18 protein-coding genes are annotated in these 20,298 nt (G+C 59.6%); 14 read left to right on the forward strand and 4 right to left on the reverse strand.

Features of this window, described 5'->3' with window-relative positions:
• Positions 1–2: 2 nt before the first annotated feature.
• Positions 3–2,039: an NADH:flavin oxidoreductase gene (locus tag MOV61_RS01305; RefSeq protein WP_247135258.1), complete on the reverse strand. Its 2,037-nt coding sequence runs from the start codon at positions 2,037–2,039 to the stop codon at positions 3–5.
• 146 nt (positions 2,040–2,185) lie between these two features.
• Between MOV61_RS01305 and MOV61_RS01310 the strand changes: the two genes are divergently transcribed.
• The 5 genes from MOV61_RS01310 to MOV61_RS01330 all read left to right on the forward strand — a co-directional run bounded on the left by MOV61_RS01310 (position 2,186) and on the right by MOV61_RS01330 (position 6,753).
• The gene (locus MOV61_RS01310) at positions 2,186–2,815 is read left to right on the forward strand and encodes a TetR/AcrR family transcriptional regulator (RefSeq protein ID WP_247135259.1); all 630 of its coding nucleotides are present in this window, start codon (positions 2,186–2,188) and stop codon (positions 2,813–2,815) included.
• 37 nt (positions 2,816–2,852) lie between these two features.
• Positions 2,853–3,632, forward strand: coding sequence for a pyrroline-5-carboxylate reductase (locus MOV61_RS01315; protein WP_247135260.1), 780 nt, complete (start codon positions 2,853–2,855; stop codon positions 3,630–3,632).
• Between the two features lie 60 nt (positions 3,633–3,692).
• Positions 3,693–4,694 carry an ABC transporter substrate-binding protein gene (locus MOV61_RS01320; protein ID WP_247135261.1) on the forward strand — a complete coding sequence of 334 codons (1,002 nt, stop codon included), beginning with the start codon at positions 3,693–3,695 and terminating at the stop codon, positions 4,692–4,694.
• 99 nt (positions 4,695–4,793) lie between these two features.
• The gene (locus MOV61_RS01325) at positions 4,794–5,681 is read left to right on the forward strand and encodes a proline/glycine betaine ABC transporter permease (protein ID WP_040125608.1); all 888 of its coding nucleotides are present in this window, start codon (positions 4,794–4,796) and stop codon (positions 5,679–5,681) included.
• Positions 5,674–6,753 (forward strand): glycine betaine/L-proline ABC transporter ATP-binding protein, encoded by a 1,080-nt coding sequence (locus tag MOV61_RS01330; RefSeq protein ID WP_247135296.1) that lies wholly within the window; start codon positions 5,674–5,676, stop codon positions 6,751–6,753. The genes MOV61_RS01325 and MOV61_RS01330 overlap by 8 nt, the downstream gene beginning before the upstream one ends.
• A 40-nt stretch (positions 6,754–6,793) precedes the next feature.
• Here the strand turns inward: MOV61_RS01330 and MOV61_RS01335 are convergent, their stop codons facing one another.
• Positions 6,794–7,681 carry an AraC family transcriptional regulator gene (locus tag MOV61_RS01335; protein ID WP_247135262.1) on the reverse strand — a complete coding sequence of 296 codons (888 nt, stop codon included), beginning with the start codon at positions 7,679–7,681 and terminating at the stop codon, positions 6,794–6,796.
• Between the two features lie 222 nt (positions 7,682–7,903).
• On the opposite strand from MOV61_RS01335, the gene MOV61_RS01340 reads away from it, so the two are divergent.
• Positions 7,904–8,665, forward strand: a complete 762-nt coding sequence (locus tag MOV61_RS01340; protein WP_247135263.1) for an SDR family NAD(P)-dependent oxidoreductase — start codon at positions 7,904–7,906, stop codon at positions 8,663–8,665.
• Positions 8,666–8,712: 47 nt separating this feature from the next.
• On the opposite strand, the gene kdgR is transcribed toward MOV61_RS01340, so the two are convergent.
• On the reverse strand, positions 8,713–9,507 hold the full coding sequence (gene kdgR, locus MOV61_RS01345; RefSeq protein WP_247135264.1) for a DNA-binding transcriptional regulator KdgR: 795 nt from the start codon (positions 9,505–9,507) through the stop codon (positions 8,713–8,715).
• Between the two features lie 179 nt (positions 9,508–9,686).
• On the opposite strand from kdgR, the gene MOV61_RS01350 reads away from it, so the two are divergent.
• The 8 genes from MOV61_RS01350 to MOV61_RS01385 all read left to right on the forward strand — a co-directional run bounded on the left by MOV61_RS01350 (position 9,687) and on the right by MOV61_RS01385 (position 18,570).
• A complete protein-coding gene (locus tag MOV61_RS01350; RefSeq protein WP_247135265.1) occupies positions 9,687–10,805 on the forward strand; it encodes a glycoside hydrolase family 105 protein in 1,119 nt (372 codons plus the stop codon).
• A 123-nt stretch (positions 10,806–10,928) separates the two neighbouring features.
• A complete protein-coding gene (locus tag MOV61_RS01355; protein WP_247135266.1) occupies positions 10,929–12,212 on the forward strand; it encodes an ABC transporter substrate-binding protein in 1,284 nt (427 codons plus the stop codon).
• Between the two features lie 72 nt (positions 12,213–12,284).
• Entirely contained in the window at positions 12,285–13,178 is an 894-nt protein-coding gene (locus MOV61_RS01360; protein ID WP_041366645.1) for a carbohydrate ABC transporter permease, read from the forward strand.
• A complete protein-coding gene (locus tag MOV61_RS01365) occupies positions 13,159–14,076 on the forward strand; it encodes a carbohydrate ABC transporter permease (protein ID WP_040125615.1) in 918 nt (305 codons plus the stop codon). Before MOV61_RS01360 ends, MOV61_RS01365 begins: the two co-directional genes overlap by 20 nt.
• A gap of 12 nt (positions 14,077–14,088) precedes the next feature.
• Positions 14,089–15,183 carry an ABC transporter ATP-binding protein gene (locus MOV61_RS01370; RefSeq protein ID WP_247135267.1) on the forward strand — a complete coding sequence of 365 codons (1,095 nt, stop codon included), beginning with the start codon at positions 14,089–14,091 and terminating at the stop codon, positions 15,181–15,183.
• Positions 15,180–16,475 carry a Gfo/Idh/MocA family protein gene (locus MOV61_RS01375; RefSeq protein ID WP_247135268.1) on the forward strand — a complete coding sequence of 432 codons (1,296 nt, stop codon included), beginning with the start codon at positions 15,180–15,182 and terminating at the stop codon, positions 16,473–16,475. The genes MOV61_RS01370 and MOV61_RS01375 overlap by 4 nt, the downstream gene beginning before the upstream one ends.
• Positions 16,476–16,480: 5 nt before the next feature.
• A complete protein-coding gene (locus MOV61_RS01380; protein WP_247135269.1) occupies positions 16,481–17,503 on the forward strand; it encodes a Gfo/Idh/MocA family protein in 1,023 nt (340 codons plus the stop codon).
• Positions 17,500–18,570: a Gfo/Idh/MocA family protein gene (locus MOV61_RS01385; protein ID WP_247135270.1), complete on the forward strand. Its 1,071-nt coding sequence runs from the start codon at positions 17,500–17,502 to the stop codon at positions 18,568–18,570. Before MOV61_RS01380 ends, MOV61_RS01385 begins: the two co-directional genes overlap by 4 nt.
• A 45-nt stretch (positions 18,571–18,615) precedes the next feature.
• Here the strand turns inward: MOV61_RS01385 and MOV61_RS01390 are convergent, their stop codons facing one another.
• Positions 18,616–20,292: a response regulator gene (locus MOV61_RS01390; protein WP_247135271.1), complete on the reverse strand. Its 1,677-nt coding sequence runs from the start codon at positions 20,290–20,292 to the stop codon at positions 18,616–18,618.
• Positions 20,293–20,298 lie beyond the last annotated feature (6 nt).

The raw sequence follows: 20,298 nt of genomic DNA on the forward strand, positions 1-20,298 counted from the left end.
GTTCAGATATCCTTGGCAAGCCGCAATGCGTCATAGATCGCTGCATGCGTGTTGCGAGCAGCGACCGCGTCGCCAATCCGAAAGAGCTGATAGGTGCCCGCGGGATTGCGCACGGCCGTCTGCGGCACGCCGGAAATTAGCTGGTCGTAGGAAACTTCACCGAGGTTCTTCGAGCCGGGCTTCATCTCGAAATAAAGGTCGTCCAATGGGATCGTACCGTGATTGATGACGATCTGGTCGATGGTCCGTTGCGTTTCAACGCCGCCATAGTCGCTGCCGACATGGGCAATGATCTGGTTGCCGCTCTTTTCGGCCGATTGCAGCCGGTAGGTAACGGTGAAGGTGACGTCGAGTTTCTGCAGCGATCGCATGTAGGGAACAAGGTTCATCGCCATGACTTCCGGCGCGAAGGAGCGGTCGGGCGTCATGATCTCGACCCTGGCCCCTGTCTTGGCGATGAATTCCGCGGCCTGCAAGCCGGCATGGTCGCCGGCATCATCGAAGATCAGCACATTGGTGCCCGGCTTGACGTCGCCCGAAATGATATCCCAGGAGGAGACGACAAGCTCATTTCCCTTCGACAGAACCTCGGTATGCGGTAGTCCGCCTGTCGCGATGATAACCACATCGGGCTCTTCCGCCGCGATCACATCGGCATCCGCCCAGTTGTTGAAATGGAACGTGACACCAAGCTTCTCGCATTGGCTCATCCGCCAGTCGATGATGCTGATCATCTCTCGGCGGCGTTCGCTCTGCGCGGTGAGGCGGATCTGCCCGCCGGGATTGTTGGCCGCCTCGAAGACCACGACCGCATGCCTCCGCTCGGCGGCCACGCGCGCCGCTTCAAGGCCAGCCGGCCCGGCTCCGACAATGACCACCTTCTTGCGGGTGTCGGCTTTTGCAATGGTATGCGGCATGGTCTGTTCGCGACCGGTTGCGGCATTGTGGATGCAAAAAGCCATCCCGCCCTGGTAGATGCGGTCGAGACAGTAATTCGCGCCGACGCAAGGGCGTATGTCCTCCTCGCGCTTTTCGATAATCTTGCGAACGATGTGCGGATCCGTCATGTGGGCGCGCGTCATCCCAACCATGTCCACTTTGCCCGCCGCAATGGCGTGCCGTGCCGTCGCCACATCCGGGATTTTTGCCGCGTGAAAGGTCGGAAATTGGGTTGCGGCGCGGATTTCACCGGCAAAATCAAGATGTGGCGAGTTCGCCATGCCCTGGATCGGAATGACGTCGGTCAGGCCAGCATCCGTATCGATGTGACCTCGGATCACGTTCAGATAGTCGATCAGACCGCTGTCGCGCAGCCGTCGCGAGATCTCGATACCGTCAGCTTTTCCAGTACCTCCGGGGAGACATTCGTCGGCCGTGTAGCGAACGCCGAGGATGAAATCGTCTCCGACGCGCTCGCGCATCGCCTTGAAGACGTCGAAACAGAACCGCATGCGATTTTCGAGCGAGCCCCCATATGGCTCGTCCAGTTCATTGGTGAGCGGCGAATTGAACTGATCGATCAGGTGACCGTAGGCTTCAAGCTCGACACCGTCCATGCCGCCCGCCTTCATGCGCTCGGCTGCGTCTGCGAAATCTCTGATAATACGCTCGATGTCCCAATCCTCCATCTTCTTCGGGAAAGAGCGGTGCGACGCTTCACGATGATGGGACGGCGCGACCACCGGCAGCCAATCGCCCTTGTCCCAACGGGTGCGCCGGCCGAGGTGGGTCAGCTGGATCATGATAGCCGCGCCCTCTTCGTGCACGGCATCGGTCATTTCTCGGATCCACGGAACGATCTCGTCCTTATAGGCGAGCAGGTTGTTAAAGACCGGTGGACTGTCTTTCGACACCGCGGCCGATCCCGCCGTCATTGTCAGCGCAACGCCGCCCCTCGCCCGCTCCACGGTGTAGGCTCGGTAGCGCTCCTTCGGCATGCCATCCTCAGGATAGGCGGGCTCATGCGATGTAACGATGATACGGTTGCGTAGGGTCAGATGCTTCAGTGTGTAGGGCTGAAGGAGGGGATCGTTCGACATGCGACGGGCTCCGGTTTATGGCCTTTGCGCATAAGGCTAAACAGGAATGTACAGTTGTGTCAATATTGAAAACATCGACGTACCTATAGTTGACATTGATGTACATTTCACTTGAAGTGCGGTTATGAATTTGTTAGGAAGTGCCTATGGAACAGGCGGTAAATGACAGCGGCTGGCGTGGTTCTCAGGAGGGTTGGCTTGAAGCCGCCTACGAAGCGCTGCTCGAATCCGGCGTAGATTCGGTGAAGATCCTGCCGCTTGCCAAGAAGCTGGGTCTATCGCGGACAAGCTTCTATTGGTTCTTCAAGGATCGGGAGGAACTGCTGAGCGCGCTGATACTGCGCTGGAGGGACAAGAACACAGGCAACCTAGTGAAGCAGTCCGAGGCATACGCGGAATCTCTTGCGGAAGCGATGCTGAATGTCTTCGATTGCTGGCTCAACAAAGATCTCTTCGACTCCCAGTTCGAGTTTGCAATTCGCAGTTGGGCATTGCAATCTCCGGAGATCCAGGTTGAAGTGCAGCAGGCTGATCTAGCCCGAATAGACGCTTTGAGCCGTATGTTCGTGCGGTTCGGCTTTGACGAAGAGCCTGCGGACGTTCGCGCGAGAACAACCTATTTGGTCCAGATCGGCTACATCTCCATGCAGTCCACCGAGGATATCGGACTGCGTATGAAGCGCATTCCCGAATACATCGCAATCTACACCGGTCAGATCCCGCAACAGCGAGAACTCGATCGCTTCTACGCGCGGCACGGCTATAAACAAGGGTGAGAGCAAGGTGGAAGCTGGCGGGGGCTGGAAAATTGGCGTGATCGGCGGCAACGGCTGGCTGGGCAGCGCCCTTGCCGGCGCGGTGCTGGACGCCGGCTTCGTCAAGCCTCGGGACCTGTCGCTCTCTTATCGCAACAAGCGGCCGGATCGTTTCGAAGAGGCTTTCTGGACATTGGACAATCAGGCCCTCGCCGACCGCTCGGATGTCATCATTCTCTGCGTCCGCCCCGCTGACTGGCGTGACCTTAACGTCGATGCGAAGGGCAAGCTGCTGATTTCCGTCATGGCAGGCGTTCCGTTGGACTCGCTGAGCGACCATCATCAGACCGCCTGTGTCGTTCGTTCGTTGCCGAATGCAGCGGTCGAGGTCCGCCGGTCCTACACGCCGTGGATCGCGACCCCGGAGGTCAGTGAAGAAGAACGCACATTTGTCCGAGCCCTGTTCGAGACCTGCGGTGTTCAGGATGAAGTGCACAGCGAAACCGATATGGATTATTTCACCGGCCTGTCCGGATCCGGCCCCGCCTTTCCGGCGCTTCTTGCCGACGCAATGATGCGAGATGCCATCTCCCGGGGCATCCCCGTCGCGATGGCCAGGCGTGCCGTTAACACGCTTATCATTGGCGCAGGGCGTCTCATGGAAATGCGTGAGATCTGTCCTACTGAAATCGTGCAGACCTTCCTCGATTACCGCGGCACCACGGCCGTCGCAATCGAGACAATGCGCGCTGCGGGTTTCGAGAGAGCGATTGCTTGCGGACTGACGGCAGCGTTCGAGAAATCGATGAGTTTGGGAGACGCTCCCAAGCACTTGTGAATCGGGTATCCGCGGCGTCCCGCATTCTACGTCAAGCCGCTAAAAAAAGGGAACAGTGCTATGAATAAGCTTTTGGCTTCGGGTTGCGTGCTAGTCGGAGTGTTCGCCGGCGCATCGGCGGCAAATGCCGCCGGGTGCGGCCGCGTCACGATCGCGAGCATGAACTGGCAAAGCGCGGAGGTCATCTCCAATCTGGATAAGTTCATCTTAAACGAAGGTTACGGCTGCCAGGCGGAGATCACGGTTGGAGACACCGTGCCGACCATCACCTCCATGGCAGAAAAGGGCCAGCCTGATATCGCTCCTGAGGCCTGGATCGACCTGCTTCCCGACGTGGTTGCGAAGGGCACGCAGGAAGGTCGGATCGTCAAGGTTGGATCTCCATTGCCGGACGGCGGCAATCAGGGCTGGTGGATCCCGAAATATGTCTCGGACGCGCATCCGGACATCAAGACCATTCCGGATTTGCTGAAGCATCCCGAACTCTTCCCGGGTGAGGAAGACCCAAGCAAAGGCGCAATCCTCAACGGTCCTCAGGGGTGGGGTGGCACCGTCGTGACAACCCAGCTGTTCAAGGCGTTCGGCGGGGAAAAGGCCAAGTTCACACTGATCGACACGGGATCGGCGGCCGGTTTGGACGGTGCCATTGCAAAGGCATATGAGCGGAAAAAGAGTTTTGCCACTTACTACTGGGCGCCGACGGCGCTGCTCGGCAAATACCCGATGGTGAAACTTGAGGCCGGCGTGAAAAACGACCCGGCTGAATGGAAGCGTTGCAACACGGTTGCCGATTGCCCGGATCCGAAGCCGAATTCTTGGCCGATCGACACAATCGTCACCCTGGTCGCCAAGCCCTTTTCGGAAAAAGCAGGATCCGAGGTGATGACCTATCTCGAAAAGCGGTCCTGGAGCAACCAGACCATCGGCAAGCTTATGGCATGGATGACGGACAATCAGGCCAGCGGTGCGGATGGCGCCAAACATTTTCTGAAGGAAAATAAGGACATCTGGACCAAGTGGGTTTCAACGGACGCCGCCAAGAAGATCGAGGCAGCACTGTAATAAGCCCTTGGGGCGATGTGCCGAACACATCGCCCCTTCCGCTTGCCGTCAAAAGAAGAAAAAGACCTCACACGGCTCTTTCCAGAGAAAGGGAACCGAATGGAATGGTTTTATAAATTTCCACATATGGATGACGACGCGCTTCGCAACTTGAAGAAAGCGATCGACGAGGGATTTCGCGCTTTCACCCGCGCCTACGGCGATACGATCGAAAGCATGTTTTCGCCTCTGCAGAGCTTTCTGCTGGCGGCCGATCGCTTCATGACGCAGACCCCGTGGCCGATCATCACGGCGATCATCCTCACTATTGCATGGTTTGCGAGCCGAAGTGTCAAAATCGTGCTGAGCTGTCTGATCACGCTCCTGCTGATCGGTTATTTCGACATGTGGACCGACACGATGCGTACGGTCGCGATGATCTTTGTCTGCACCGTCCTGTCGATTGCCGTCGGCCTGCCGATAGGCATACTCATGGCGCGTTCGAACGGCGTCCAGCGGGTCGTCAACCCGATCCTCGACGTGATGCAGACCATGCCGAGCTTCGTCTATCTCATTCCGGTCGTCATGCTGCTGGGCATCGGCCGCGTCCCGGGCCTCATCGCCGTGGTGATCTACGCCATACCGCCAATGATCCGGCTGACCGATCTCGGTATCCGCCTCGTCGACAAGGATGTTCTGGAGGCCGCCGACGCCTTCGGCACCTCGGAGACCCAGAAGCTTTTCAAGGTGCAACTGCCGCTTGCCCTGCCAACAATCATGGCGGGGATCAACCAGACGATCATGATGGCGCTGGCAATGGTGGTGGTCGCCTCGATGATCGGCGTTCAGGGGCTTGGCCAGCCGGTGCTGAAGGCAATCGCCAACCAGTATTTTACCCTCGGCGTGTTCAACGGCCTCGCAATCGTTGGAATCGCCATAATCTTCGATCGGGTCAGCCAGGCCTATGGCAAGCGGCTCCAGAAGCATCGGGAGATCGTTCATGGCTGAGCAAGGTTTGGGCGGCATCGCAATCCGCAATCTCTACAAAATCTTCGGCGCCAACCCCGCCGCCTATGTCGATGCCGTCCGCAACGGTCTAACGAAGACAGAGCTTAACGATGCACATGGCCATGTGCTGGGGCTGTGCGATATCAATTTGGATATCAAGTCAGGCTGTATTCAGGTCATCATGGGCCTGTCCGGTTCCGGCAAGTCCACGCTCATCCGCCACATCAACCGCCTTATCGATCCGACCGCGGGTGAAGTGCTGGTCGACGGGGTGGACGTCGTAAAGATGAACAAGGACGAACTGCGAAACTTTCGGCGTCATCAGACGGCAATGGTCTTTCAGAAGTTCGCCTTGCTGCCGCACCGGAGCGTGGTCGACAACACCGTTTTCGGCCTTGAGGTCCAGGGCATCGGCCGTTCCAAAGCGACCGACGTCGCAATGAGATGGCTGGAGCGCGTCGGGCTGAGGGGGTTCGAGCATAAGTACCCCAACCAACTGTCTGGAGGAATGCAGCAGCGCGTCGGGCTTGCCCGCGCCTTGTCGAACGATGCGCCTGTCCTCCTGATGGACGAAGCCTATTCCGCACTCGACCCGCTCATCCGCATGGACATGCAGTCCGTTCTTCTCGACATCCAGAACGAGATCAAGAAAACGATCGTGTTCATCACACATGATCTCGATGAGGCTCTCCGGCTGGGAGACCAGATCGCCATCCTGCGCGACGGCGAGGTCATACAGCAAGGTACAAGCCAGGACATCGTCCTGAGGCCGGCGGATCAATATGTGGCCAATTTCGTCAAAGAAGTGAACCGCGGACGGGTCGTGCAGGTCGAAGCGGTCATGGCTCCCTTACGTTCCCGGACTGGGGGTGAGCAGCCCACCATTCCGGCAAATGTCACGATCGAGGAAGCGATACGCGCGCTGGTCTCTGCCCCTGACGGCGACGTGACCGTTGTCGATCCATCAGGCAAGCCGGTCGGAACCGTGAGTTTCCGGCAGCTGGCAGGGGCTATGGTCAATTCCCGCGATGTCGAGCACCGGTCTTTCGACGCGTCGGCGATAGTCGCTTAGCGGAAGAGGTTGGCAAGTCTGATGGGTCTTTGCCCGAAAATCAGCAGATCTGTCGCATCCGGCGCCAGGCAGCCGGCGTATCGCCGGCAATCTGCCTGAACGCCTTGGTCAGATGTGCCTGGTCGGTGAAACCCAGCTGGGCCGCGACCTCCGCGACGGCCAGATCGCTATCGACCAGCAGTTTCTTGGCCAGATCGATGCGCCTGGCGAGTTGCCACTGCAGCGGCGTCCTGCCCGTCGTCTGCTTGAAGACATTGGAGAACCAGCTTTCGGAAAGACCGACAGTCGCCGCCATTTCGGCAACGGTCAAGCGGCAGTCGTTCGAGCCGTCGAAACGCGATACCAGCTTGTTCATCTGCGCTTGAGTAAGCCTGCCATTGGCCTTTTCGGCTTCATGGTCGGGTATATCGAGAAGGCCGGCGACGATGCTGCCCACCAGGCTTTCGGCATAGACAGCGTGCTTTGCCGGGCTCGATATCTCGTCGACGAGCAGGCCCGCCAGCGTCTCTATGGCGCCGACGTCCTGAAGCTCCACCGGCCGGCGCACCGCGGCCAAGGCGGCGGAGGCCCCAACCGAGGGCGACAGGAACCGCAGCAACCGATCCCGGTGCATGTGCAGGTTGAGGTGGGAAAATCGGTGCTTGGTTTCGCTGCTGGTCCACATGGGAACGCCCGCGGGGACATAAACGGCGCGGGTCATCGGGCGGTAGCCCTGCGAGCCGTCCCGGTTCGACACGCGAATTCGAGACGACACGTCGTTGAAGAAAATCATGATGCGCGGGTCATCCGCCAAATAGTAGCCCGTGGCGCCCGATTGGCTTTCGGCTTCCCAGAAGACACTCACCAATCCGTCGAAACGACGCCACTTGACCGGGGCGACAACCCTTATCCCCTCCGTATGCCAAGCCATGGAATGCCAATAACTCAACGCCGGGATCCTTCGCCTCATAACATGATAACTTTAGTCATCTATATAAAACCTCCGGGCGGATAGTAAAGGTCCGCATCTTCGATGCCTACCCGACCCGCCCCGGCGACACCTTGCTTCTTGACAAAGGATATTGCCGCGGTCTGATCCAGCACCTTGACCTCGTCACGATTATCTTATGGATGCCTTTCCCGGTATTCAGGCCATGCAGGAGAAATTTCGATGAACGTTCAACATCCACTTTTCGATCTGCGGGGACGCCATGCCGTCCTCACCGGTTCGAGCCGCGGCCTCGGCCTTGCCATGGCACGCGGACTCGCCTCCGCCGGAGCGCGGGTCACGCTGAACGGGCGCGATGAGGCGACGCTTTCGGCAGCAGTGAACCAATTGAAGACGGAGGGCTACGAGGCCTCGGGGATGGTCTGCGACATCACCAAGGCCGACGAAACGGAGGCCGCGTTCGCCGGCATCGGCGCGGTCGATATCCTCGTCAACAATGCTGGCATTCAGATCCGTGCGCCATTCCTTGAGCACAGCGCCGAAACTTGGCGGCGGATGTTCGACACCCACGTGATGGGCGCGGTACTTCCCTCGCAAGCCGTGCTGCCTGGGATGATCGAACGCGGTGGTGGCAAGATCATCAACATCTGCTCGCTGATGAGCGAGGTCGGCCGCAAGACCGTCGTGCCTTACACGACGATGAAAGGCGCGCTGAAGATGCTGACCCGCGGCATGGCGACGGAACTGGCCCGTCACAACATTCAGGTCAACGGCATCGGTCCGGGCTATTTCGCGACCGAGATGAACCGCGCGCTGATGGACGATCCGGTATTCGACGCCTTCGTGACGAACCGAACGCCTGCCGCTCGCTGGGGCCGACCGGAGGAGCTTTCCGGTGCAGCGATCTTTCTGGCCTCTCCGGCGTCGGATTTCGTCAACGGCCAGGTGCTCTATGTCGATGGCGGCATCCTGGCGGCTCTTTGAGCCGCCTCGCTTCCGCAACGTCCGATCGGCGTTGAAAGCGCCAGACGTTAATTCTTTGCGGGCTGGTAGCCGAGCCCGGCGGAGGCGGTGAGCCCCGCCGTGCGCAAAAGGTCGGCATACTCGGATTTCCGGCTTTCGTCGAAGCGGAACATCGGAAAGGAAATCGAGACGGCGGCGATCGGTTTTCCGAGATAGTTGAAGATCGGTGCCGCCATGCATCGCACACCCGCTTCGCTCTCCTCCACCTCCTCGGCAAAGCCGCGGCTGCGGGCCGCCTGCAATTGGGCAAACAATTCCTGCGGATCGGTGATGGTGCGCGGCGCGAGCTTCGTCAATTCCATCTTGTTGATCCGCTCCCGGATCTCGTCGTCGTCGCGCCATGCAAGAAGCGCCTTGCCAAGCGAGGTGCTGTGCAGCGGGTTGCGGAGCCCGAGCGTCGATTTCATCGAGAGGCTGTAGGCGGAATCGTATTTATGGATGTAGACGACCTTCTGGTCGCGGTCATCGAGAATACCGAGATTGACGGACTCACCGGTTACCCGAGAGAGCTTTCCCATCGCCTGGTCCGCAACACGCAGCAGATCCGTCTGCTCGGTCAGCGAGCGCGCGCCCAGGCTGAAGAGTTTCAGCGTCAGGCCGTATTTTTCCGTCTCAGCATCCTGCTCCACATAACCGAGTTCCACCATGGTCTGCAGCAGGCGATGCGCTGTGGTCTTCGACGTCATGGCTCGTTGAGCGAGATCGGCAAGGCTCACCTTCTTTCCCTCGACCAAGGCCTCCATCACGGCGAAAACCTTGAGGACGGCGGCGACATTTTCGGTTTTTGGGTTCAACTCTGACATAGCGCGTTCTATTTTTTTCGAAATCTTATTCTGGAATTTGAAAAAACCTGTGTCAAGATACAGGTGAGCATGCGGAACGGGCGCAGAGTGCAACAGAAAAACACGGTTGAAAAGCCATGGAGAGTATGATTTCTTAAAATCCGGAATATCGTTCCGAATATTTGTGGAGGACGTCCGGCATGCATCCGCTGCTGCGGCAAAAGCAACATCTTATCGAGCGCCACGATGTGTGCGGCCTCATCGATCGGCTGATCGACAACCTTATCCATATCGAGGATCGCACTGGTGAATTCCTCCTGCGCCTCGACGACGGCCGGGTTATCGACACCAAAGGCTGGGCGGGCTGGGAATGGACCCATGGCGTCGCACTTTTTGGCCTTCTCAAATATTGGCAGCTGACCGGCAACCAGAAGGTGATGGATATCATCGTCGATTGGTTTGAAGCCCGGCTTGCTGAAGGGACCCCCACAAAGAACATCAACACCGTCGCACCGTTCCTGACGCTTGCCCATCTCTACGAGCTGACGGGAGATCCCCGTTGGCGGCCCTACCTGGAAACGTGGGCCGAATGGGTGATGCATGAAATGCCGCGTACCCGCGAAGGTGGGCTGCAGCATATCGTCTATAACAGCGTCAATGATCAGCAGATGTGGGACGACACGCTGATGATGAGCGTGCTGCCGCTTGCCAAGATCGGCCTCGTGCTCAAGCGCCCGGAATTCGTGGCGGAGGCAAAATACCAATTCCTGGTGCACGCCCAATATCTCTGCGACACGCAAACCGGCCTCTGGTTCCATGGCTGGACGTTCGACGGCAATCATAATTTTGCCCGCGCTCGCTGGGCACGCGGCAATAGCTGGATCACCATCGCCATTCCGGAATTCATCGAGCTCCTGGACCTGGCTGAGAGCGATCCCGTCCGCCGCCATCTCGTGTCCCTGCTCGGCCGGCAGGCGGCAGCGCTGAAACTCCACCAACATCCATCGGGCCTGTGGCACACGCTGATCGACGATACGTCGAGCTATCTGGAAGCCTCGGCGACCGCCGGCTTTGCCTATGGTCTGATGAAGGGCGTACGCAAGCGGTATCTGGGCATCGAGTATCTGGAGACCGCCGAGAAAGCCATGAAAGGCGTGATCGATAACATCAGCCCGGAGGGAGAGCTCCGGCAGGTTTCTTTCGGCACGGCGATGGGCGGCGATCTCGATTTCTACCGGCAGATCAAGCTGACATCCATGCCTTACGGGCAGGCGATGGCGATGCTCTGCCTGACTGAACTTTTGCGCAGCTTCGTGTAGCGAGCTGCGCCAAGAAGAATGGAGCGTGTCCGGCAGGAGGAGCCGGCACGCGGCAAACCATGGAACAACCGCAACGCATCCGGCGCCGACCAGACGCTCCGGAGTTAGAAGGAGGAGGACAAAATGACCAAACTGACAAGGCGAACTTTATTGGGCACGATAGGAGCGGCGGCAGCCGCTTCTGCGCTTCCGGCCATGCCGGCGCTTGCTGCCACGCGCACCATCCGCCACTATTGGTGGGGCAATCCGGAGCGCGACAAGCGCACCTTTGCCGTTATCGACGCATTCCAGAAGAAGAACGCCGGTATCGCCGTCTCCGGCGAAACGATCGGCTGGGGCGACTACTGGACCAAAATGGCGACCCAGACCGCAGGCCGGAACATGGCCGACTTGGTGCAGATGGATTACCGGTTCCTGTTTGAATATGTCAATCGCGGGGCTCTGAAGCCTCTCGATGAATTCGCCGGCAAGAGCCTGATGATCGCCGACTTCGACAAAGGCCCCCTCGATGGCGGCAGGGTCGACGGAAAGCTTTATGCCCTCAACATCGGCTCGAACAGCCAGGTCATGGTCTACAATACGCGCGCATTCCAGGAAGCGGGCATCGACGCAGACCTGATCAACTGGACCTGGGACGATTTCGCCAAGGCATGCGAAAAGATTACCGCCAAGTCCGGGGGCAAGATGAAGGGCTCGGACGACCTGTCCCTGATGATCGAGACCTTCGAATCCTGGGTTCGCCAGAACGGTCGGGAATTCTACAGCCCCGAAGGCAAGGTCACGGCGACAGCGGCGGACGTCGCGAGCTGGTGGCAGATGTGGGCCGACCTGCGCAAGGCAGGGGTCGTTCGCGACAAGAACAAGACCGTTATTCTCGATCCGCCGATTGCCGAATCGGGCGTCGCCGTCGGCGATACCGCCATGTCCCACTACTGGTCCAACCAGCTGGTCGGCATCCAGTCGGTGGCAAAAGACAAGATCGGTGCCGCCATGGTGCCCCACAAGGCGGGCGGCAAGCCTGGCCAGTTCATCAAGCCCTCGATGTTCCTGTCCCTCAGCCGGGACGCCAAGGACACGGAGGCCGCAATTGCCTATATGAATGCCTGGGTCAACGATCCCGAGATCACCGGCATTCTCGGTCTCGAACGCGGTATTCCCTGTTCGCCAAAAATCCGTGCAGCGCTGACGCCCAAGCTTACGGAGGTCGAAAAACTCTCGGTCGACTACTTCGCAGCGATTCAGAGCAAGGTCGGCCCGCTGCCGCTGCCTGCCCCCAAGGGAGCTGGAGAGGTGCGAGACGCCTTCATGCGTGCCGGCACCGACGTCGTGCTTGGCAAGGTGGAAGTTGCGAAAGCCGCTGCCACCTTCATCGAAGACGCCCAGTCGATCGTCGAGCGCGCCCAGTAATCGGTGCGGGAATATCAAGGCCCCGGCAATTCCTGCCGCCGGGGCCTCTCTTCCGACAACAAGGTCGTTTCGATGAGACGTTTTTTTGCCCGCAATGCACCGGCCTATGTGTTTCTTCTCCCATGGCTGATCGGATTTTTCCTGCTCGCCCTGGGGCCGATCCTTGCGTCGCTTTATCTATCCTTCACCCGCTATGACATGGTGAGCGCGCCCCGATGGATCGGTTGGGGCAATTACGAATACATGTTCACCCGGGATCGGCGCTTCTGGAAAGCGCTGCAGGTCACTTTTACCTATGTTGCGCTGGCTGTGCCCGCCCGCCTGATCATGGCCCTCGGTGTCGCCATGCTGCTCGACAAGGGCTTGCGGACGATCGGCCTGTACCGAGCCATCTTCTACCTGCCGTCCCTGCTCGGCTCTTCGATTGCAATCGCGATATTGTGGCGTCAGCTTTTCGCGGCCGACGGGGTCGTCAATCAGGTTCTGGCAATGGTGGGAATCCAGGGTGCCTCCTGGATCACCGATCCCGACACTTCGCTCTTCACGATTGTCGTGCTCGCCATGTGGCAGTTCGGCTCGCCGATGCTGATCTTTCTGGCTGGCCTTCGCGGCATTCCGCGGGATCTGTACGAGGCGGCGGAAATCGACGGCACGCCGCGCTGGCGGCAATTCACCCGCATCACCTTGCCGCTCCTTGCTCCGGTGATCTTCTTCAATCTGGTGCTGCAGACCATCGATTCCTTCAAGACCTTTTCCAGCGCCTTCATCATCTCCAACGGCACCGGCGCGCCGGCGGACAGCCTCCTGTTTTACACGGTCTACCTGTTCAACGAGGCCTTCAAATTCTTCCGCATGGGTTATGCATCGGCGCTTGCCTGGTTCCTGCTGGTCATCATAGCGACCTTCACCGCGATCGCTTTCTTCACTTCCAAATATTGGGTGCACTATGAAAACGAGCGCGACTGATCTGGAAATCGCCATCCAGGTGGATGAGGCCGCGCGCGTCGCTCACGAGCTTCGGCTGAAGCGGGACAAACGCGATCGCAACGGCCGGATCCTCAAGCATATCTTCCTAATCACCGTGTCATGCGTGATGCTCTATCCGCTGTTCTGGCTGCTCGCTTCCTCGTTGAAGCCGGAAAACGAGATTTTCGGCAGCCTGACGCTTTGGCCTTCCGAATTTCGGTTCGAGAACTACACGAAGGGCTGGTACGCGCTGCCGATATCCTTCACGGTCTTCTACGTGAACTCGGCGATCGTCACGAGCCTGTCGGTAATCGGCAATCTGGTCTCCTGCTCGTTTGCGGCCTATGCCTTTGCACGGCTGAGTTTCACCGGGCGCAGCTTCTTCTTCGCGCTGATGATGATGACCCTGATGATCCCCTATCACGTGGTTCTCATCCCCCAATATGTTCAGTTCCTGAACCTCGGTTGGGTCGACACCTATCTGCCCCTCGTGGTGCCGCGCTTCCTCGCCTCCGATGCCTTTTTCATCTTCCTGATGGTGCAGTTCTTTCGGCAACTACCCCGCGAGTTGGACGAAGCTGCGATGATCGACGGCTGTTCGCCCTTCAAGATCTATTGGGCAATCATATTGCCGCTTTCGCTGCCGGCCATGGGCACGGCGGCGATCTTTTCGCTGATCTGGGTCTGGGAGGATTTCCTGGCCCCGCTCATCTACCTCAACGACATCAAGAGCTACACCGTGCCGCTGGCGCTTCGCCTCTTCCTCGATCAGGAAGGGCAGTCCGCCTATGGCCAGATGTTTGCGATGTCGGTCCTTTCGCTGGTCCCGGTCGTCATCTTCTTCGTCCTGTTCCAGAGACTCATCGTGCGCGGCATCGCCACCTCCGGAATGAAATAGGGAACAAGACGCATGGCAGGATTGACGCTTCGAAACGTCGGCAAGCGCTATGGGGCGCTGTCCATCATCCAGGGGCTGAATCTGGACATCCACGACGGCGAGTTTCTTGTTCTCGTCGGTCCATCGGGCTGCGGAAAGTCGACGCTCCTGCGCATGATCGCAGGCCTCGAAGACATCAGCGAAGGAACGATCTCGATCGGCGGAAAGGTCGTCAACGACTTGCCCGCCTCCAAGCGCGAGCTTTCCATGGTCTTTCAAAGCTACGCTCTCTATCCTCATATGAGCGTGCGAAAGAACCTGGCTTTCGGCCTTCAGAACGTCAAGGTGTCTCGCGCCGAGGTGGAGCGGCGGGTGGCGGACGCCGCGCGCATCCTGCAGATCGAGCAGCTCATGGACCGCAAGCCGCGCCAGCTTTCGGGTGGCCAGAAGCAACGCGTCGCCATCGGCAGGTCGATCGTGCGCGAGCCGCAGCTTTTCCTGTTCGACGAGCCGCTTTCCAATCTGGACGCGGAACTGCGCGTGCAGATGCGCGCGGAGTTGGCCTCGCTCTACGCCCGCCTCGGCACCACCATGATCTACGTGACCCATGACCAGGTCGAAGCGATGACCATGGCAAGCCGAATCGTGGTCCTGCGCGGTGGCAAGATCGAACAGCTCGGTACGCCGCAAGAACTCTATATACGGCCGCAGAACCTCTTCGTAGCAGGCTTCATCGGCTCTCCGAAGATCAACATGCTACAGGCAAGAGCAACCCGCGGGTCCGGAAAGACCACTGTGTCGGTGGCCGGCATGCCCGACTTTTCGATTGCCGAGCTTCCGACCGAGAATCCGGCGCTGACGTTATGCGTGCGGCCTTCGTCTCTGCGTGTCGGCAATGGCGACGTCACGGGCGAAGGCACGATTCGGCTCGTGGAATATCTTGGCAGCGAGACCTTGCTGCATATCGCGCTGTCTTCAGGCCAGGTGCTGCTGGCCAGCGACAACGGACGGACGCCCTACCGGATGGGCGATCCGGTCACCATCGGATTCGACCTCCCCGAACTCCACTATTTCGATGGCGCAGGCAAACGCATCGAACCCATCCAGAAAGAAAGCCAAGCACAGTGAAGATCGCCATTGTTGGATGCGGCTCCCGGCATCAGATGTTCCGCAATTCCGTCGTTGAAGATTATGCCGATAAACATGAGATCGTTGCCCTTTGCGACAGCAATGCGCATCGCCTTGGCGAAGCGGCGCAGGCGGCCTCAAAGCCCGGGACGAACGGCGTCGCGACTTATCTTGCCGCCGATTTCGATCGCCTGATCGCGGAACAGAGGCCGGATACGGTCGTTGTCGCAACGCCGGATTTCCTGCATGCCGATTACATCGTTCGTGCCTTCGAGGCCGGCTGCGACGTCATTTGCGAAAAGCCGCTGACGATCGATCTCAGCCGTCTCAAGCAGATCGTCGATGCCCAGGCGCGCACGGGCCGAAAGGTCACCGTGACCTTCAACTACCGCTATTCGCCGGCACGCACCCAAATCAAGGAATTGATTTCATCGGGAGCGATCGGCACCGTGACGGCGGTCGATTTCCGCTGGCACCTCGATCGGGTTCACGGCGCCGATTATTTCCGCCGCTGGCACCGCCAGAAGGAGAATTCCGGCGGGCTCCTGGTCCACAAATCGACCCACCATTTCGATCTTCTCAATTGGTGGCTGGGGACCGCGCCGACGGAGGTCCTCGCCTCCGGCCGACGCGTCTTTTATCGCCCGGAAATGGCAGTGGAACTTGGCCTCGCGGGCCGTGGGCCACGCTGCAGCGACTGTCCCGTCGCCTATAAGTGCGATTTCCGCCTCGACCTTGCAGCCGACGAAAACCTGCGCAAACTCTATGTGGAGGCTGAGCACGAAGACGGCTATTTCCGAGACCTTTGCGTATTCGACGAAGAGATCGGCATCGAAGATACGATGCAGGCGCATATCCGCTACGCCTCGGGCGTCACCGCCAATTACACCCTGACTGCCTATTCGCCCTGGGAAGGGCTGGAGATCAAGTTCCAGGGCACCAAAGGCGACATTACCCATCGCCATGTCGAGGTCCATGGGGTTTTCGGCGGCAAACGCGCCCATGCGGACGAAGATGCGATCACCACCGAACTCCACCTGGCCGGCGAGCCTCCGCGCCAGCTCACCGTTCCGAAGGCGACGGGGGATCACGGCGGCGCGGATCCGGTCATGCTGGGTTATATCTTTGATCCGGAAAGCATGCAGCCCGATCCTTATGGCCGGGCTTCCGATCATGTTGCCGGCGCCTGGTCCATCCTCACCGGCATCGCTGCCAACGCTTCCATAGAAACGGGCTCGTTGGTCAACATACAATCCATGCTCCGCGCTCGCGGCATCCACCTGAACAGGTAGTTCCCATGGCTTTTAACCTTCGTATCGGCGTCATCGGCATAGACCATGGACATATCTACGGCATGATCAACGGCATGTTGGATGCCGGCGCCACGCTCGTAGCGTGGACAACGGGCGAGGAGACCCCAGAGGCGGCCCGCAAGACATTCCAGGAAACCTATCCGGATCTGCCGGCCCGGTCGATGCAGGCCATCCTCGACGATGAAAGCATTGTCCTTGTCCTCTCGGCCGCAATCAACAGCGAGCGCGCCGATATCGCGGTGGCGGCAATGGTGCACGGCAAGGACGTTCTGGTCGACAAGCCCGGCTGCACCAGTCTGGAACAGCTGGCAGACATCCAACGCACCGTCGCGGATACCGGGCGACGCTGGACCGTGTCCTTTTCCGAACGTGTCTCCGTCGAGAGCGCCACCCTGGCGGACCAGCTGATTGGCCAAGGTCGGATCGGCAAGGTGGTTCAGACGGTCGGTCTCGGACCGCATCGCTTGAATGCGCATCTGAGGCCGGATTGGTTCTGGGACAGAGCTCGCTGCGGCGGAATTCTCGCCGATATCTGCGCCCATCAGTTCGATCAGTTCCTCCATTATACCGGGTCGACCGAGGCACGCGTGGTTTCCGCCCATGTGACCAATGTCGCAAATCCGGATCGGCCTGCATTCCAGGATTTCGGCGAGGTGCTGCTAGAGGGTAATGGCGGCCGGGGTTATGCCCGTGTCGATTGGCTGACGCCCGACGGTCTTCCCGTCTGGGGCGACGGCAGGATGACCATTCTGGGGACGGAAGGTTATATCGAGCTGCGCAAATACATCGACATCGCCGGCCGGGACGGCCAGGACCACGTCTTCCTGGTCGACAAGTCGGGTGTACAGCGGTTCGAGGCGAGCGGCGCCGGAAAGCCGTTTTTCGCCCGCCTGGCCGCCGACGTGGAAAGGCGAACCGAGACGGCCATGGGCCAGTCTCATGCGTTCCTCGCGACGCGGTTGGGACTGCAGGCGCAACTTGTCGCGGAAGAGAAAACAGATCGATGACGGAGCGTGTCCGGGTCGCCGTCATCGGCGCGGGTATAGGCAAGGCGCACATCGCCGCTTATGCCGAATTGGCTGATCTGTTCGACGTCCGTTACGTCTGCGATCTCAACCTGTCTCGCGCCGAGGACGCGGCGCGAGAGGCGCCGGGCAGCCAGGCTGTTCCCGACATCAACCAGGTCTTCGCCGATCCTCTCGTGGATCTGGTCGACATCTGCCTGCCGCCACAACTGCACGCGCCGATGACGCTTGCAGCCCTGGAAGCAGGAAAGCACGTGGTCTGCGAAAAACCGCTTGCCGGTTCGATAACCGAGGTGAGCCGGATCGCCGAGCTTTCCGAACGAACTGGGCGGCAGGTCTTTCCCGTCTTCCAGTATCGTTATGGCGCCGGCTACCGAGCTGCACACGAATTGAAGGTCCGAGGGCTCCTCGGCCGGCCTTACGTTGTAGCGCTGGAGACACATTGGCAGCGGGGCCTGGATTATTACGCAGAACGCTGGCGGGGCACATGGAAAGGCGAACTCGGCGGCGTACTTGTCAGCCATGCATGCCATATCCACAATCTCATGACTCATCTCGTCGGAGATGTCGTGGAGGTCGCCGCCTTCCTCGATACCCGCGTCAATCCGATCGAGACCGAGGATTGCGCGGTGCTTTCCATGCGCACCGCGCAGGGCGCGCTGATCACGTCGTCGGTCACCTTGGGTGCGGCCGGAAACAGTTCGCGGTTGAGGATGTGTTTCGAGCACGTCACGGTCACGTCAGGCGCAGAGGCCTATCAGATCGGGGCGGGACCGTGGAAGTTCGAAGCCACCGACCCGTCGCGGCAGCCCGAGATCGATGCGGCAACCCGAGAAATACCCGACGTCCTTCCACGGTTTCCGGGACTATTCGCGGATGTCCATGCGCGTCTCACCGGGAAGCCGGACCTCTATCTGCCATCGCTTCAGGAAAGCTATCACTCGATCGAGCTTGTTACGGCAATCTACGCATCGGCAAGGGAAGGCCTGATCGTACGCCTGCCGCTTTCCGCAGATCACCCCCTCGCCGCGGGGTGGCTGCCGGTCTGAAGGCAGATATCAGGTTGCGAAAAATTGTAGAGCCCGAAGGGGCGCTCAGGCGGCTGACGCCCGCTCGGCCACCGCCCGATGCACTGCCGTCTGAAGTTGCTCTTGAGTGAATGGTTTCGTCATCCGCGGGAGATCTGAAAGCCCGTGATCTTCGTGTAGTTCAACATATCCGGAGGCGAGGATCACCGGCAAGCTCGGATAGGAGGCGACGATCCGGCGCGCGAGCTCCGCGCCAGTCATGCCCGGCATGGCGTGGTCCGTGATGACGAGGTCGAACCTCTGGCCCGAGTTGAGGATTTCCAGTGCGGCAGCGGCCGAGGACGCCTCCGTGGTGACATGGCCAAGATCTTCCAGCATTGCCGAGGTTCCCATGCTGACGAGCGCATCGTCATCGACAACCAGTACCGTCAGCGCATTCGGCATATTGGGAGCAGCATCCTGGGGCACGGGCTCCGGCCATGGCGCTGTCCCGCCGATATCGTTGGCGACCGGCAGCCACAGGGAGACGGTCGTCCCCTCTCCCTTGACACTCGACAGGTCCAGAATGCCGCCCGATTGGGCCGCCAGACCGTGTACCATGGAAAGGCCCAGACCGGTTCCCTTCCCAGGTCCCTTCGTCGTAAAAAAGGGCTCGGCCGCACGCGTCACCGTGGCTTCGTCCATGCCCTCTCCGGTGTCGGAAACCGAAATCCGCACGTAACGGCCGGCGGTCAGGCTGCTGGCCCGCGTGACATCTTTTTCTTCTGCGGACACGATGATCGTGCCGCCCCCCGTCATGGCATCCCGGGCGTTGACGAACAGATTGAGGAGGGCAAGTTCGAGCTGATTGCTGTCGACCAGCAACTGCGGAAGCCGGGGCGGAATATCTTTCCTGATATCCACCCCAGGTCCGAGCGCCTTGCTCAGGAGGTCCTGAATGTTTTCGAAGAGCGCGGCGAAATCGACCGCGTGCGGCTTCAATTCCTGGCGGCGCGCGAATGCCAGCAACCGCTGGGTCAAAGCCGCGCCACGCTCGGCTGCCTGTATCGCATTGGCGACCAACCGCTCGCTCTTCTCATCGATGGGAAGCCGCTTCTTCAGGAGGTTCAGGCTGCCCAGCACCGCCATCAGCAGATTGTTGAAATCATGGGCGACGCCGCCGGTCAGCTGACCGATCGTGTCCAGCTTCTGCGCCTCGAACAGCTGAGCAATCGCCTCTTCCCGCTCGCGCGTCCTCTGGTCAATCCGTTCCTCGAGTTCTTCGTTAAGCTGACGCAATTGATTGGAGGAAGCTTCGAGCTCGGCGGTACGTTCGCGAACCCTATCCTCGAGGTCAGCGTTCAACCGCTCAAGTTCCCTCGTCTTTCGGTACAAGTCAGCGAACACTCGCACCTTGGCCCGCAGAACTTCGGGAACGATGGGTACCGAGACATAATCGACGGCTCCGGCCGCATAACCGCGCAGCCGGTCCGGTTCGGCCATCATGACGGCCGATACAAATATGATTGCCGTATGCTGGTAGCGGGGATGCTCCCGGATCATGCTGACGAGCTCGAAACCATCCTGCTCCGGCATGCAGACATCCACCAGAATGACGGCAATATCGTTGCGCAGGAGGTGCTCCAAAGCCTCTCGGCCGGACTGGGCCTTGATCAGATTTTCACCAAGCTCCTGGAGCACCACCTCATAACTTAGAAGTTTTGCCGGCTGATCGTCCACGAGAAGGATGTTGACAGGGTCCATGGCCAT

The sequence above is a fragment of the Neorhizobium sp. BETTINA12A genome, assembly GCF_023006485.1.
Taxonomy (GTDB): Bacteria; Pseudomonadota; Alphaproteobacteria; order Rhizobiales; family Rhizobiaceae; genus Neorhizobium.